This is a genomic window from Shewanella sp. 3_MG-2023, from assembly GCF_030548765.1.
GTDB lineage: Bacteria > Pseudomonadota > Gammaproteobacteria > Enterobacterales > Shewanellaceae > Shewanella.
Genome location: NZ_JAUOSH010000031.1, coordinates 20,815 through 37,461, shown reverse-complemented (window position 1 = coordinate 37,461; position 16,647 = coordinate 20,815). Strand labels below are relative to the sequence as shown.

Here is a 16,647-nt window from a genome sequence, read left to right as displayed (position 1 = left end):
CTCGGTTTGTTATTTTATCAATGTAGCCAAACTTTAGATTACTCTTCAGTAGCGGGCTTCTCTTGCGGAATAACATTGATACCTAATTCAACTAACTGCTGCGGGTTAGCAAAACCTGGGGCATTAGTTAACGGACATGCCGCAGTGGTTGTTTTAGGGAATGCCATTACATCACGTATTGAGCTTGCACCTGTCATTAACATGATAATGCGATCTAAACCAAAGGCTAAACCTGCATGAGGTGGTGTACCATAACGTAATGCTTCAAGTAAGAAGCCAAACTTCTCGTTGGCTTCTTCATCTGAAATACCTAAGATACGGAATACCGCGCTTTGCATCTCTGCATTATGAATACGCACTGAACCGCCGCCTAATTCACAGCCATTTAATACCATATCGTATGCATCTGAAATCGCAGCGGCTGGATCCGCTTCTAATTGCTCCGGGGTAACATCACATGCTGCGGTAAACGGATGGTGAACAGCGTGGAAACCACCATTAATTTTCTCAAACATTGGGAAGTCAACAACCCACAATGGACGCCATTCACCTTCAAGTAGGTCAAAATCTTCACCGGCTTTAAGACGTAGTGCTCCCATTGCTTCAGCAACAACATTGGCTTTATCAGCGCCAAATAACACGATGTCACCAGTTTGCGCACCTGTGCGACTGATAATTTCGTTAACGATTTCTTCGTTTAAGAATTTAAGTACTGGTGATTGAATACCTTCAATGCCAGCAGATAAGTCGTTAATCTTCATCCACGCTAGGCCTTTAGCACCATAGATGCCAGCGTACTTAGTGTAGTTGTCAATTTGTTTGCGAGACAAAGATGCGCCTGCTGGAATGCGTAATGCCGCAACACGACCTTCGACATCGTTAGCTGGACCACTGAATACTGCAAATTCTACGTCTTTAACCAAATCAGCGATGTCCACTAACTCTAGTGGGTTACGTAAATCAGGCTTGTCTGAACCAAAACGTGCCATGGCTTCTGCATATGGCATACGTGGAAATTCACCTAAATCGACATTTAATAAGTCGTTAAATAAACCACGAACCATTTCTTCAGTTTTCGCCATCACTTGATCTGACGACATGAAAGAAGTTTCGATATCTATTTGAGTAAATTCTGGTTGGCGATCTGCACGTAAATCTTCATCACGGAAACACTTTACGATCTGGTAATAACGGTCAAAACCAGACATCATTAACAATTGCTTAAACAACTGTGGTGACTGAGGTAAGGCAAAGAATTGACCTTTATAGGTCCGGCTTGGAACTAGATAATCACGAGCGCCTTCTGGTGTAGCTTTGGTTAAGATTGGCGTTTCAATATCTAAAAAACCGCTGTCATCAAGGAAACGACGCACAGCACTAGTCACTTTAGAGCGAAATACGATTCTGTCAGCCATTTCTGGGCGACGTAAATCTAAGTAGCGGTATTTTAAACGCTGCTCTTCACTATTGTTTTGGTAGTTATCCATGCTTAGTGGTAACGGCGCAGAAGCATTGATAATAACTAAGTCTTTACCTAATACTTCAATTTCACCGGTTTTCATTTGTGCATTAATTTGGCTTTCTGGTCTTGCACGCACCACGCCTTTTACTTGTACACAAAATTCACCACGTAAACTACTGGCAACCTTGAAAACATCTTCTAAATCCGGATCATAAACAACTTGTACAATCCCTTCTCTGTCACGAAGATCTAAAAAAATCACGCCACCTAAATCACGGCTACGGTTTACCCAACCTACTAAGGTGACTTCTTGACCAAGATGAGACTTATTGACGTCTCCACAATATTGACTGCGCATTTAACTCTACCCTTAATTCGGTAATAGGTTCTAAAAAATAATTCTGTTAAACATTAGATAAATAATGCTAGCAACTATAGTACTTAAACAACGTCAATGACGTGATAAATAAATCCGAACATTATTTTACTACAAGCTTTGAAATAGTTTACTGCAATTAACGCGGCTTTAGGAAAAAGTTAGCACAATAAACGTGCAAAAAAGCATCATCCAATGCTTTTTTTGTGGATCTGCTGCATTTTTGGTTAACCGCTGCCAAGCCTTAAGTTTATTTGTTAGAAATTAATCAAGACTATTCAGCTTATTGGTAACCTAAGTTGTTAGCGCTTTTCTTGTTGCGGTACATATTTTTATCAGCACACTTTAACAATGCAATGGCGTTATCACCATCATCAGGATAAATCGCCATACCGATACTGGCAGTAAGCGTTAGACTGATACCATCAATCCTCAAAGGCTCTGTTAGGTTAGCAGTAATGGTTTCAGCCACCTTAATTGCACTTTCTGCGTTATCGATATTATTCAGTAGTATGACAAATTCATCACCACCAAATCGAGAAACTGTATCTGATTTTCTAACCGCTTTTTTCAAGCTATTTGCTATAGCAACTAATGCTTGATCACCAACATGATGGCCATAGGTGTCATTAACTGCTTTAAACTTATCGATATCAATAAATAAAATGGCAAATTTATGTTGTTCTCTTAGATGAGCGGTGACGGCGCAAGCTAATCTATCATCAAGTAAACACCGATTAGGTAAATGAGTCACAGGATCATGCTCAGCTGCAAATTTACTTTCTAATTGTGCTTGTTTACGAAGCTCCACTTCTGCCTTCAGCCGCCTGTTACCCCAAATAACCAACAATGTAATAGCGCTAACAATAACTAACCCTATCAACAGCATCTTAAACCAATGTTGATATTTATCCGCTTCGCTACTTAAGTCAATGGCCACCCATTGCTGATACATTTGCTGCTGCTTTGTTTCATCAATAGTTTCTAAGGCACGATTAATTAGTGGGATGAGCTTTTTAAGTTCTGAATAGACGCCAATATGACTTTTTTGCTCTGCTAAATCCGCTACCAGTGCTATTTTTAAATCAGGGAAACCACCTTCATTAAGTGCATAAGCCAAGGTAACCACTTGCTCAATAAATAAATCAGCTTGACCTGTAGATACGGCTTTTAAACCACTTTTGACATCTGCCACAGGCATGATCTTTAAGCCTGGAAATTGTTGCCTTAATTGATTATTGATGCTGTACCCTTTGACCACAGCAATCCGTTTACTTGAGTATTGACTTAAATTAAATAGTGGTTGCTCAGTGAGTGAGGTGGCAATGGCCCAAGGAGATGGCCAGTAACCATCGGTAAATTCGAGCGTAGGCTGCTGCAATTTACTCTTGGCCATACTAGCGACCATGTGTATGGTTCCTGATTTAATATCATTGTTAAGGCTATCCCAATCTTGATAAGCAACTGGAATAATATCGATTCCTAATTGATTAGAGATAATGTCAGTGACGTCGCTGTTAACGCCAGAAAACTCACCCTGTTCATTTTGATATTCCATTGGTGCCCAGTCGTCTAAATAGCCCAATTTTAATGCACCTAAGGAGTCCAAATATTTTTGCTCGTTATGACTTAAAAATATTTGCTTATCACGGCTAATAAAAGTGCGGTCGTCATTATTAACCAGCCATTTACGCTCTATTTTATTTAGTTCATGCAAACTAATCAGCTTGAAACCATTGGTGATACGCTCAGCAAGCTCTGTGTTTTCAACATTGGTGAGGTTATAAATCTGGGTGCTAAATTCAGTTGAAGTGAGCTGATTGAAATCTGCCCATTTTTTATTATTAAGTAAGTAATGTGACGTAGTCGCACTCGATGCAACAAAGCCGACAATATCGCCGTCTTGGCTCGCTTTGACCATTTGAGCCATAGAATCGTAATACCGCAGCTGCGCATTAGGCAATAATGTTCTCAGTTCAACAATATAAGGAGATGTGGCAAAAATACCAATGCGTTTACCATCAACTTGACTAATATTGGTTAATTCTTTTTGGTAACTAAAAAAACGACTTTTTACAGTGTATAAATGATTAGCTCGATGCAAGCCAGTATTTATGCTGTCACTTTCAGGATAGCCAATATGTACATCGGCTAAACCTTTTTTAACGAAATTAATACTACCGTTCATATCGCTAGGTATAAAGTTGATACTAATACCCGTTTTTTCAGACCATAACTGCCAAATATCGACAAATAAACCATGGGGTTGACCTTCAGGGTTTATATCAACAAACGGCTCAATTTCAACTTGCATAGCGATCATTAAGCCGCCTGATTCACGTCTCAGGCCAAACCAGCGTTTCTCAATATCATCAACCACCTTCGCTGATATTTGCGCAAAACCTTGGTTAATTTCAGCAACCCAATAACTGTGCCGTTTGGCAACCGCTGGCGCTAAATTAACTGTATTAACTGAGATCCTAGCGGAAGTTTGATAGTTATTGGCCAAATCAAAATTAACCGGAATCCCTTGATAATAACCTTGAATAGCAGCAAAAGCATATAGCTCGCCATCAATTACCGCGTCCACGAGTTCACGTTTAGTTTTGAAGGTTTTAAATGTGAGACTAGGTTCAATGGCTAATAAATCATCGAGATGAGATGTGCCTTCGATAACCCCTATTTTAAAAGGTTTTAAATCTGTGATGCTTTTCTTAGTGGCGATATCATTATGAAGGTAAACGTAATTATTTAATGTTGTTATTTGATTGGCATAAGCAAATTTTGTCTTTCTTTTCGCGTTTACTACCATTCCTATATGGGCATCGACCTTACCTTCTTCAACAGCAGAGAGTGACTCCTTCCATGGCATGGGCTTAAAAATCACTTTAATGCCACTCTTAACTGACCATTCGTGCCATAAATCGACCATCAAACCCGAAGGGTTACCATTTTGATCAACAAATTGATAAGGGTAAGCGTCTTCACTCATTGAAATAGATATTGTTTTCGGTAGTGAGCTTACTAGTATCTCATCTGAGGAGGTATTAGCCCAAGTAGCAGTGGTGAGCACTAAACTGACTATGATGACAAATATAAATTGAGTGAACTTCAAGCGCTATCCCTTGTGCAAGATGTATTTTCTCTGAAGAAAAAGGTTATGTGTTTGTTGATTATTTTTAATTACTGTACATCATACCGTTTTATATCGACTAATTGTCTAACAAGGTGAATAATTTACCGAGAAAATAGCCAATAAACAAAATAATTTACAAAAATTCCAATGGGATACTTGCTGCTATTTGTTAGGATTAGCTAGAATGACAATATAATACTCCTAAGTTACTGCAGATGAACTCTCAACAAGACACAATTTACGCCACAGCAACTGACAAAATATCAGATTTTCAATTTGATAATCGCGTCGCTGGTGTGTTCAACGATATGATCAGACGTTCTGTACCTGGTTATGCACAAATCATTAATACGATAGGTGATTTTGCTGATAGGTATGTAACGCCAAATTCTAATATTTATGATTTAGGCAGCTCCTTAGGCTCTGCTACCTTAAGTATTCGTCGTCAAATTGAACAACGCCAATGCCGTATTATCGCAGTAGATAATAGCGAGTCTATGGTTTCTCGATGTCAGGAAAATCTCGCGGCTTATGTCAGTGATACTGAGGTTGAGTTAATTTGTGGTGACATTAGAGATGTAGAAATCACCAATGCATCGATGGTGGTGTTAAATTTCACCTTACAGTTTTTACCGGTACAAGATAGAGATAGCCTGATCAAAAAAATATTTCAAGGCTTATTGCCTGGCGGCATTTTAGTGATCTCAGAAAAGCTCTGCTTTGAAGATGATGTGATTCAATCATTGCTGTATGAACAACACCTCGATTTTAAACGTGCTAATGGCTACAGTGAGTTAGAAATCAGCCAAAAACGCAGCGCACTTGAAAATGTGATGCGCCCAGACAGTTTAACAATCCACCAACAACGCTTTACTGATAATGGCTTTAGTCATTCAACTGTATGGTTCCAATGTTTTAATTTCGCATCTATGGTGGCTATCAAGTGATTAGTTTCAGCTCTTTTTATCAACAAATTGCCGACTCATCGTTACAACACTGGTTGGAAGAATTACCGGCTATTTTAGGAAAGTGGCAACGTGAACATAAACACGGCAATTTACCTAAATGGGAAAAAGTCCTTAACAAACTTAATTACCCTACTCCAACAAGCATCGATTTATTCAATGGTGTCAAAATTGGCGATGGCAGCCAATTAACTGCAGGTCAAACTGAAAAACTTGAAAACCTTTTAGGCTTGTTTCAACCTTGGCGTAAAGGTCCTTTTAATATTCATGGTATTGATATCGATACCGAATGGCGCAGTGACTGGAAATGGGATCGAGTAAAACCACATATTTCACCGTTAGAGAATCGCACCGTGCTAGATGTAGGTTGTGGTAGCGGCTACCATATGTGGCGCATGCTAGGGGCTGGCGCAAAACGTGTCGTGGGTATTGACCCTTCGCCGTTATTTTTATGCCAATTTGAAGCCGTTAAGCGTTTAGCGGGTAATCAGCATCCTGTTCATTTATTGCCATTAGGAATTGAAGAACTGCCAGCACTTGATGCGTTTGATACAGTGTTTTCTATGGGAGTGTTATATCACCGCCGCTCACCTATCGACCATCTAATGCAGTTACGTGATCAACTGCGTATGGGCGGCGAATTGGTATTAGAAACTTTAGTTATCGATGGTGATGAAAATGCGGTTTTAGTGCCAGAAGACAGATACGGCAAAATGAACAACGTATGGTTTTTACCCTCCGTTGATGCGTTAATGTTATGGCTTAAAAAATGCGATTTTACCGATATCCGTTGTGTCGATGTTGATGTCACCTCTATGGCAGAACAGCGCTCAACTAAATGGATGAAAAACGAGTCGTTAGTGGATTATCTTGATCCAAATGATGTTAGTTTAACGGTAGAAGGTTACCCTGCACCCAAACGTGCAACGATTATTGCAATAAAGAACCAACCTAATCACGACTTAATTTAACCTAGATTATTAAAATAACAGGAATTATCATGTTAAAGCAGGTATTTATTTTATCTTGTACAGCCGCGTTAATCACCGGCTGTGCTTCAACAGAAAAAGTAACTCCGGTTGGTAGTGAAGAGTTTACTTCAAATTTAGCCAGTTCTCAGGCCGCTATTATTGAAGCGATTAATAGCCAATGTATTAGCGCCACACCTGAAATTGTTGCCTTAAACGAAGAAGTACAACAATTAAGGTTACAAATCACCGATACTCTTACCAAACAATCTGAAAAAATGGATGCTGATGCCGTTGCATTAGCGCAATTAAATGAACCACCTCAGTGTCCTGAGTCAGCAATAACCGATAAGTTTGTTCTGGGTGAAGTAGAAAGTGTTTTTATTGACGAATTAAAAGCCGCTTTTGCAACGCGTATTGATACTGGCGCTGAATCGTCATCATTAGATGCCCGCAATATTGTGTTATTTGAACGTAATGGCGTTCAATGGGTTCGCTTCGATGTAATGATCAATGGAGAGGATCAACCTGGGGATACTTTTGAACATAAAGTTGAACGTTTTGTGCGCATTAAACAAGATGCAGAACAACCTGATGATCGCCGCCCCGTTATTCATGCCCACCTGCAAATTGGTAAATACGCCGCTGAAACTGACTTAAACTTAACCGATCGTAGCCATTTAGATTATCCCTTACTACTTGGTCGTAAATTTATGAAAGATATTGCTGTAGTCGATGTCGGCCAGAGCTATATTCATGGAAAAAAAGACAAACAAATAACGACAAAAGTTAAATAGGACTTCTAATGCATTCACGTAAACCGTTTTTTATCTTCGTCGCGTTATTATTTATATTCGGTACTGCAGCCAGTATTTATCGCAGCGTTGAACACAACGTCCCTTTCCTTCCTGGTCAGCAGGTTCAAAGCTGGTCAGTGGAAGCAAAAGTGATGTTTAATGGTAATAATAACCCAACCGAAGTATCACTCTCTTTGCCACAAGATCCTGCATTTGATGTACTTTCAGAAAATGCTACCTCACCGGGATATGGTCTAAATATCTCAGAAGGGGCTGACAGAAGAGCAGTTTGGTCAATTCGTGAATCCTCTGGACGTCAATCCTTATATTACCGTGTAACACTGGTACCGACAGGTCAACTTGACGTCACCCAAGATGAAGTACCTGAAACACCAGAACCCTTTTTATGGCAAGTCACTGAAAAAGGCGCCGCTGACCAAATCATGAACGATGTATGGCAGCGCAGTGCTAATAACCTTTCTTACGCACAGCAGTTAATGTCAGTGATTAACGACACTAATCAATCGCAGAATTTAGCACTGTTATTATCAGTTAACACTCGTACCCAGTTGTTTTTGCAAATGCTGCACTCTAAAGGCGTTCCTGCAAAACAAGTGAGTGGTCTAATGCTAGAAGACCAACGTCGTCGTCAGCAACTCAATCCTTATGTGCAGGTTTATCATAATGGTGAATGGGTTTTATTTGATGTTGAAGGCAACAAACAAGGCCGTCCTGATAACTTGGTTTTATGGCAACACAATAACCAATCGGTGTTAGATGTTGTTGGTGGCAGTAACTCGCAAGTTAACTTTTCAATGTTGCAAGAAACACGCTCAGCACTGGCAACCTCTATCGATATGATGAAAAACTCAGATGCACTGGATTTTTCTTTGTACCAATTACCACTAGAAGAACAAAGTACCTTCAAAGGGATTTTATTGATCCCAATTGGCGTGCTTGTGGTGGTGTTCTTAAGAGTGATTATCGGTATCAAGACATCAGGTACCTTTATGCCGGTACTGATTGCATTAGCCTTTATTCAAACCACATTATTGACCGGCTTAATTGGCTTCTTGTTAATTGTCGCCTTTGGTTTGATGATCCGCTCCTATTTATCGCAACTTAACTTATTGCTCATATCCCGAATATCCGCGGTCATTATTGTAGTGATATTTATTATCGGCTTGTTTACGCTTATTTCCTATAAAGTGGGATTAAGTGAAGGCTTAACCATTACCTTCTTCCCGATGATCATTTTGGCATGGACCATTGAACGTATGTCAATTTTATGGGAAGAAGAAGGCCCTAAAGCGGTAGTGATGGCCGGCGGTGGTAGCTTGTTTGTCGCCACCTTAGCCTACCTTGCTATGAGTAACAGTTGGATCCAATATTGGGTATTTAACTTCTTAGGTATTCACTTAGTGATTTTAGCAATGGTGTTAGTGATGGGCCAATACACTGGCTACCGTCTCACAGAGCTTAAACGCTTTAAACCTTTGGCTGGAGATCAGTAATGAACTTTGCCTGGCCTTGGGAGCTGCGCCGCAAAGGCGTATTAAATATGAATAAGCGTAATATCGATTACATTGGAAAATATAATCCTCGTAAATATTACAAACGCGTGGATGACAAGCTGATTACCAAGCAATTAGCTTTAGCCAATGGTATTGCCGTACCTGACTTGATTGGTGTTGTTGAAGAGCAGCACAAAATCAATGATATTCCGCAAATGGTCATCGACCGTACTGGCTTTGTGATAAAGCCAGCAAAAGGTTCTGGCGGTAAAGGGATTTTGGTGATCACTAAAGTGGAAGGCGGTCGCTATTATAAACCTAATGGCGATGAAGTGACGCCGACTGAAGTTTATCGCCATGTCTCCAACATCTTAAGTGGGTTGTTTTCTTTAGGCGGCACCCCTGATGTCGCCATTGTTGAAGGCTTGATTGAGTTCGATCCGGTTTTTGATGGTTTTAGTTACGAAGGCGTGCCTGATATCCGCTTAATCGTGTTTAAAGGCTATCCAGTAATGGGCATGCTACGCTGCTCAACAGCTGCTTCTGATGGCAAAGCTAATTTGCACCAAGGCGCTGTCGGTGTCGGTTTAGATATTGCTACAGGCAAAAGTTTGTTTGCTGTTCAATTTGATGAACCTGTTTTAAAGCATCCTGATACTCAATTTGAATTGTCACAAATTCAAGTCCCAAACTGGGACACCCTGCTTCATACCGCATCCAGTGCCTATGAAATGTGTGAACTGGGTTATTTAGGAACCGATATGGTTTTGGATAAGCAGCGAGGTCCATTACTACTGGAGCTAAATGCTCGACCAGGACTTGCAATTCAAACCGCAAACGGTAGAGGGATTTTACAACGCTTGCAACATGTTGAGTCTATCAAAGGCCCTGCCGTTTCAGTGGAAGAACGTGTGGCTTATGCCAAAAAGCATTTCTGTAGTAATCCTAACTTTTAGTTTATTGGCAACTGCGCAAGCAGTTGCCAATCCTCTTCAGCTGTTTGTGCAACAATGTTTGCAATACAAACCGTCTTTAGCATCCCTAGATTTAAAGCAAACAACCCCTTACCAAACATTACAGTTTGAGCAATTAACCTTAGGCTTTAACAATTTTAACGACCGTTTAAATTACTACCGCCACTTAGCCACTCATAACCAGCGTGAAGGGCTATTAATGTGCCAATTACATTTAGCTGATGAATTATCAGCATTGTTAACAGCGCCTCAATTATCCAGTTTTATCGCTGAGCTTGAAGATAGCCACATGCCCTACTCTTTATTAGCCAATAAAATTAACGCGATTACACTAGCCCAACTTGATATCGATACCAAATCACAGTTACACAATGCACAGGCAACGATAAGACGAAACCTTAGTAATAGTAATTTGAAATTGGTATTTAATAACGCACAATGCCAGTTAGATACCAACCGCGATGATACAAACTCTGCTTTTGAGATCAGTTTAGCCAAATACTTACTTTTACAACCAGATGAGCAATGCCGAAAAACCACTTGGCAGGCCTATCAAGCACGGGCAAAAAGTAAAAATCAGCAGTTATTAGCGACAATTAAAACCATTAAGCAGCAAGTTTCAGCGCCTGAGCCCAGCATTGCTTCAGCTGAAGCCCAAAGCGCGCCATTACAGGCAACCCAATCATTATCAACAAAGCCGTTATTAACAAATCAGCTGTTATTATCCTTCTTAGAAAGCCAAACCAATAATATTAATACAGCGCCTTGGAATATCGGTAAAACCCTTAGTCAGATAAAAAATACCCCTTATCTTGGCCCCAAAAACAGTAGTGATTTATTTCAGCAAGTTGTCGATGTATTAACGCCTCTGGGGCTTGAATTCGAAGCGATTCCCCTCCAAGTGCAAGCTGATATGTCGTCCACTAATGAAACCAATACCACCGCGAGTACTGGCAATGGCACTGCAACGGTCAATGAACCATCAGAACCAATTACAACTTATCGCTTGTGGCATCAGCAGCGTTTAGTTGGTGAACTCTATATCCATACAAGTAAGCATTCGATGGCGAATATCATTAGGTATCCGGTGATCGGTCAGCAATTTGCCCAAGCGAGCGTGGTTTTTCCAAAATATTTATCTAATCGGCGCCAAGCAATGCAACTGGTGAAAAGCCTCAGCGAGGCCATTACTGCTATGACTCGAGGCAGCCAATTCTATTTGGTAAATAAGCTTGGAGTATCAACAGATAATTATTTATTAGGTTATTATTGGTTAAGCAGTCATCTACAACACCAATTAGCCTATTTAACCCCTTCAGCGAGAGAGCAATTTGCTGAGTCTTATCGACAGCAACTTAGGGTATTTCGCAGCAAAGTCGCTTGGTATTATTTAAACTCTGAGCAGCAAGGGGATGATATAAATAATCAACAACTAAATAGCGCCATCAATCAGGCTTTTCAGGCGAGTTTTAATCAACAATGGCCGGATGCAAAAAATATGGCCTATAGCTTTAACGGCATAGCTAATGAAGGGCTCGATTACTATCACCCACTTTGGCAACAAAATTTAGTTAATTTGATTAATACAGACACTAACGCTTCAATAACAAATCGCCAAGTTTTTGATATTTTGGTAGTTAATGAAGATAATTTATCCCTAATCCAACAAATGAGCATTATACTTAATCCACCGACTGATCCATCATCAATCATCAGGAGAGCCTTTAATGTTGGCAATTCGAAAATTTAAATCCTTAACCAGTTTAATCAGCTTTTCGTTGCTACTTACTTGTGCCAGCAGCTTTGCTGAAACCAGAGATAACCATCAATTAACTCACCAGCAAGTTCGAAGCGCAATTCAGCTTAACCTTGAACAAAATATGTATTCCTTGCCACCTCGAATTCAAGGGCATTATGGTTTACGTATGTATCGCATGACTGGTGATGAAAAGTACGCTAATGCCGCTTTAATTGATTTGATCACCATTACAGAAAGACAAAACTACTTTGCCTGTAATATGGATAAACCTAATTTTATTGAAGATGAAGCCGAACAAGCTATTAGCGTGTTAGGTAAAGGTCCTCGTGCTAAAGCGCGTAAAAAAGCCCTTAAGCCGTTTCCAGAGTTTATTTTCTATAGCGATATTTTATTGCGCTATGCCAGTCGCACCGATGAACTGGGTTTCATGGGGCCATGTCATGAGCAAATGATTAAAGGCTTAAAAGCCTATGATTTAACCCCAGCTTTGACTGATCCTAAAATGATCACATCATGGGCCGCACAGTTAGTGAATTATGTTTACTGGGCTAAACAGCTAAATGTGGGGGATTATGTCGAGGTATATAAACAAGCGTTCATCGAGACTTATCCTGACGATAAAGACAACAATCTTGATAAAAAGCAGTACCGAAACAAGCTATATGGTATGACACACTTTATTTTTGCCTCTAGTGGTTATTACCAAGAGCAAGTTAACGCCAAAGATTATCAATGGATTTTAGATTACTTTAATAACAACATTGATAGGATCTTAACTGATGCAACCGATGACATTATTTCAGAAGTCGGCATTAGCTTTTTATTAGCGGGTCAGCCAAACCATCCTGTGGTTAAAAAGACTCAAAACCATATTGCGGCGTCATTTATCCCTGAGTATCAACTGATCCCGTCACCTCGTGGTAATCCCAATATGGTGTCAGGCGAACACCGCAATGTATTGGCGATGATGCTTCTTGATTGGCCAGAGAAGCTGCATAAAGGCCCTTACCTTGCTGAAATAAAAGCGACGAAAAAGTATTTGCCGGTGCAAGTGACGCCTAAAGATCTCACTAAAACTAACAGCAATACAAAAGAGAAACCTAGCGCTAAGTAATTAAGCGCGTTCTCGATTGCCTTCAAGAGCGTATCACTGTGTGATACGCTCTTTTTAATATTGACCTGTAAACTAATGAGTTTTGTATGAATAGAGCAAAATCCACACTTGAGCAATGGCGAATTATTCAATCTGTAGTGGACTTTGGTGGTTACGCCCAAGCAGCAGAAAAGCTGAATAAAAGCCAATCTTCGCTCAATCACGCTGTGGCTAAACTACAAAACCAACTTGGGATTCAATTACTTGAAGTAAAGGGACGCAAAGCTTACCTAACGCAGCAAGGTGAAGTACTACTCAGGCGCTCACGTCACTTAACCCAAACCGTTGATGAACTTGAGCAACTTGCGAGCAATTTAGGACAAGGCTGGGAGCCCAACTTGACCATTGCCCGCGAAATCATCTATCCAATGCAATTTCTTGTGGACGCCTTAAAAGCCTTTTGGCCCGATAGCCGTGGGACCCGAGTGACTGTCATTGACTCGGTGATCACAGGCACACAAGAATTAATTGACAATAACATCGCCGATATCGCTATTTGCGGTATTCCTGCAAAAGGCCATATTGCCGAGTTCCTGTGTGAGTCAGACTTATACCTTGTATGCAGTCCGACTCATCCATTAACCCAGTGCGGTATTGTTGCCGATGAAACAGAGCTGGCGCAGCACTTACAAGTGGTCATTAAAGACACTGCAACTGAAAAATCAGTAGATACTGGTTGGTTAAAGTCAGAGCAGCGCTGGACAGTATCAAACTTTCACGAAGCAAAAAACGTGTTACAAAGTGGCATTGGCTTTTGTTGGGCGCCCGCTTATTTGGTCGTGGATGATATTCGCCAAGGTAAGCTCGCCAGGCTTATTCTTAAAGGCAGTAAAAGTCGTAAAATTGCATTAACTTTGGTTATCCCTAACCGAGATAATCAGGGGCCTGCCAGTAAATTGTTAGAATCTTTAATTTTATTACAGCACGATATTGACCAAAACAAGCCTTGATAGATAACTGATTTATTTAGCTTTAATGATACTCAAAGTCATTAATGCCAGCTCAAGTTACATTGAGCTCTACACTGAGACATCGATTATGGTGCCAATGTTTTCAGACCAGACATTTATCACATCTACTGCAACCTCGGCGTGAGAGATAGCTTGCTGAGCATCAATCAGGGCCGCTGTTTGCGAGCTAAGCGTGACGCTATCTGCAGTTATTAGTACTGAGGCAGAACTTAGCGTTTCTGGGATGGCTACCGCCGTGGTCGCCTGCGCTAAATCATTGTGCGCCTGTTGCAGTCCTTGAACACCGAGGGTAAAACTTGATGCTATTTCCATGATACAACTCCTTTTGAAACAACCTAATAGCAAGTTATATCACATTGAATAGTCTTGATAAAATGCATACCAATTTAAAAACTAATACCAGTTTGTCTCCCAATCTTTCCATACTGGGTTAAGCCCTGACTTTTGTATTTGCTGCACTATTTGCACCGCGCTGCGCTCATCTGAGATTTCAAATTGATCCAACTGGGTGTTGGGATTTTGATAACCACCAGGTTGGGTTGAGCTCCCAGCGCTGATATGAGTCACCCCTAAAGGCAATAAGTTGTTACGTAACTGCTGGGTTTCTCTGGTAGATAAACTAATTTCAAGCTGGGGGTTAAACAATCGAAACGCACAGATCAATTGCACTAAGCCCACATCAGTTAATTCGACTTTAGGACTAATTCCACCGGTACACGGTCTTAATCTCGGTAAAGAAATACTGTAACGACTGCGCCAGTGATGTTTTTCTAAATAGGCCAAATGATAGCCCATTAATAACGCATCTACGCGCCAACTGTCTAATCCGAGCAATACCCCTAATCCCACTTTATCAACCCCAGCCGCCGCGACCCTTTCTGGTGTAGTGAGCCGATAAGTAAAGTCTTGTTTTTTACCTCTGGTATGATGCTTGGCATAGGTTTGGCGATGATAAGTTTCTTGATATACCATCACAGCATCGAGCCCTAACCCCACCAGCTGGGCGTATTCATCTTGCGCCAAAGGCTGTACTTCGATTGCTACATAACTGAAATGCTGTTTTACCAGTGGCAAGATGGTTTTAAAGTATTCAATGCCTACTTTGGTTTCATGTTCTCCAGAAACCAGTAATATTGAATCAAAACCTCGCTGTTTAATGATTTGAATTTCAGCTAATAATTCGGTCTCTGTTAAGGTTTTTCGTTTGAGTTTATTACTCATAGAAAAACCGCAATAGTCACACTCATTTGCGCACAAGTTAGATAAATACAATGGCAGGTATAAACCAATATTAGCCCCAAAGCGTTGCCGGGTTATCTGATATGCCCGCTGCGCCATCGTTTCTAAAAAAGGTAATGCAGCAGGCGATAAAAGCGCGATTAAACTGTCAATATGACCTTGGGGGCGCTGTAATGCTTGTTGCACATCAGCTTCAGTGCTGCTATTAATCCGCATTGATAAATCGATTAAATCTAGCTGTTTAAATTGCTCGACAAAACTCATGGTGCGCCACTCTATTAACTTAATTTGTTGAACCAACCGCATTCAAAGTTAAATTACTCAAACCAAATCATTCACCAGTAAGGGAATAATCTGGCTTACAGATGTAAAAATTGCGTCAGCGGGCTAGTATGTTCTGCCTGTTTGGTAACACTGCCAAGTCCGGCGGTATAGGCATCACGACCGGTTCTAACCGCAAAATCAAAACACCGCGCCATCACTATGGGAGATTGACTACTGGCAATCGCAGTATTGACTAGCACGGCATCTGCGCCCAGCTCCATTGCTCGGCTAGCTTGCGAAGGTGCGCCAATCCCAGCATCAACAACCACCGGCACATTAGCTTGCTCAATGATCATCTCTAAAAAAGGCTCAGTGGCTAAACCTTGATTACTGCCGATAGGACTGCCTAACGGCATCACAGCGGCGCAGCCCACTTCCTCTAGCCGGTAACACAGCACAGGATCTGCATGAACATAAGGCAACACAATAAAGCCTTTTTTACACAAGACTTCGGCAGCTTTAAGGGTTTCAATAGCATCTGGCATCAAGTATTTCGGATCTGGATGGATTTCAAGTTTGATCCACTTTGTGCCAAGCATTTCACTGGCAAGTTCTGCTGCAAAAATAGCTTCTTTAGCGGTTCTTGCCCCTGCAGTATTGGGTAATAACTTAACTCCCATTTGCTGTAATGGCGTCAACAAGTCATCATAGTCTTTACTATGATCAATACGCTTCATTGCGAGGGTCACTAATTGTGAGTTAGAGGCCTCAATGGCAGCTAGCATAGTGTTAGCATCGCTAAACTTTCCTGTACCTGTAAATAAACGAGACTCAAATTGATGTCCGGCTATGGTTAACATAATCACCCCCCTGCTACAGCTGAAAAGACGTCTACTTTATCATTAGGCTGGCATTGAATGGCCTGCCAGCGACTTCTTGGTACAACTTGTTGATTGAGCACTAATGCCAGTGCTTTGGGATTAAGTTGTTTAGACTCTATTAGCGCTAATAAGCTTGGCGCTTGTTGCAACTGCTCTGGTTGGCCATTAAATTCAATTTCAATCATGTT

The 16,647-nt window shown here is 40.8% G+C and carries 14 protein-coding genes; 8 read left to right on the top strand and 6 right to left on the bottom strand.

Features of this window, described 5'->3' with window-relative positions:
* Window positions 1–38: 38 nt before the first annotated feature.
* The gene (aspS, locus tag Q4591_RS16165) at window positions 39–1,820 is read right to left on the bottom strand and encodes an aspartate--tRNA ligase (protein WP_102475518.1); all 1,782 of its coding nucleotides are present in this window, start codon (window positions 1,818–1,820) and stop codon (window positions 39–41) included.
* Window positions 1,821–2,121: 301 nt separating this feature from the next.
* Window positions 2,122–4,953, bottom strand: coding sequence for a transporter substrate-binding domain-containing protein (locus Q4591_RS16160; protein WP_303461908.1), 2,832 nt, complete (start codon window positions 4,951–4,953; stop codon window positions 2,122–2,124).
* A gap of 236 nt (window positions 4,954–5,189) precedes the next feature.
* Between Q4591_RS16160 and cmoA the strand changes: the two genes are divergently transcribed.
* From cmoA to Q4591_RS16120, 8 genes are all read left to right on the top strand, one after another.
* The gene (gene cmoA / locus Q4591_RS16155; protein ID WP_102437206.1) at window positions 5,190–5,921 is read left to right on the top strand and encodes a carboxy-S-adenosyl-L-methionine synthase CmoA; all 732 of its coding nucleotides are present in this window, start codon (window positions 5,190–5,192) and stop codon (window positions 5,919–5,921) included.
* Entirely contained in the window at window positions 5,918–6,910 is a 993-nt protein-coding gene (cmoB, locus tag Q4591_RS16150; RefSeq protein ID WP_102437204.1) for a tRNA 5-methoxyuridine(34)/uridine 5-oxyacetic acid(34) synthase CmoB, read from the top strand. The genes cmoA and cmoB overlap by 4 nt, the downstream gene beginning before the upstream one ends.
* Window positions 6,911–6,939: 29 nt before the next feature.
* The gene (locus Q4591_RS16145; RefSeq protein WP_102437202.1) at window positions 6,940–7,704 is read left to right on the top strand and encodes an ATP-dependent zinc protease; all 765 of its coding nucleotides are present in this window, start codon (window positions 6,940–6,942) and stop codon (window positions 7,702–7,704) included.
* 8 nt (window positions 7,705–7,712) lie between these two features.
* On the top strand, window positions 7,713–9,218 hold the full coding sequence (locus Q4591_RS16140; RefSeq protein ID WP_102437200.1) for an inactive transglutaminase family protein: 1,506 nt from the start codon (window positions 7,713–7,715) through the stop codon (window positions 9,216–9,218).
* The gene (locus tag Q4591_RS16135; protein ID WP_076536381.1) at window positions 9,218–10,174 is read left to right on the top strand and encodes an alpha-L-glutamate ligase-like protein; all 957 of its coding nucleotides are present in this window, start codon (window positions 9,218–9,220) and stop codon (window positions 10,172–10,174) included. Before Q4591_RS16140 ends, Q4591_RS16135 begins: the two co-directional genes overlap by 1 nt.
* Complete coding sequence (locus tag Q4591_RS16130) at window positions 10,137–11,942, top strand: hypothetical protein (protein WP_102475515.1); 1,806 nt, start codon at window positions 10,137–10,139, stop codon at window positions 11,940–11,942. The genes Q4591_RS16135 and Q4591_RS16130 overlap by 38 nt, the downstream gene beginning before the upstream one ends.
* Window positions 11,920–13,065: a DUF3541 domain-containing protein gene (locus Q4591_RS16125; protein WP_102437196.1), complete on the top strand. Its 1,146-nt coding sequence runs from the start codon at window positions 11,920–11,922 to the stop codon at window positions 13,063–13,065. Before Q4591_RS16130 ends, Q4591_RS16125 begins: the two co-directional genes overlap by 23 nt.
* Window positions 13,066–13,151: 86 nt before the next feature.
* Complete coding sequence (locus Q4591_RS16120) at window positions 13,152–14,054, top strand: LysR family transcriptional regulator (protein ID WP_303461906.1); 903 nt, start codon at window positions 13,152–13,154, stop codon at window positions 14,052–14,054.
* Window positions 14,055–14,123: 69 nt separating this feature from the next.
* Here Q4591_RS16120 and Q4591_RS16115 read toward each other — a convergent pair whose 3' ends face one another.
* From Q4591_RS16115 to thiS, 4 genes are all read right to left on the bottom strand, one after another.
* Complete coding sequence (locus tag Q4591_RS16115; RefSeq protein ID WP_102437192.1) at window positions 14,124–14,387, bottom strand: chemotaxis protein; 264 nt, start codon at window positions 14,385–14,387, stop codon at window positions 14,124–14,126.
* Window positions 14,388–14,468: 81 nt separating this feature from the next.
* Window positions 14,469–15,578, bottom strand: a complete 1,110-nt coding sequence (thiH, locus tag Q4591_RS16110; RefSeq protein WP_303414029.1) for a 2-iminoacetate synthase ThiH — start codon at window positions 15,576–15,578, stop codon at window positions 14,469–14,471.
* A 95-nt stretch (window positions 15,579–15,673) separates the two neighbouring features.
* Window positions 15,674–16,438 (bottom strand): thiazole synthase, encoded by a 765-nt coding sequence (locus Q4591_RS16105; protein WP_102437190.1) that lies wholly within the window; start codon window positions 16,436–16,438, stop codon window positions 15,674–15,676.
* Between the two features lie 2 nt (window positions 16,439–16,440).
* Window positions 16,441–16,644, bottom strand: coding sequence for a sulfur carrier protein ThiS (gene thiS, locus Q4591_RS16100; RefSeq protein ID WP_102437188.1), 204 nt, complete (start codon window positions 16,642–16,644; stop codon window positions 16,441–16,443).
* Window positions 16,645–16,647: the final 3 nt, after the last annotated feature.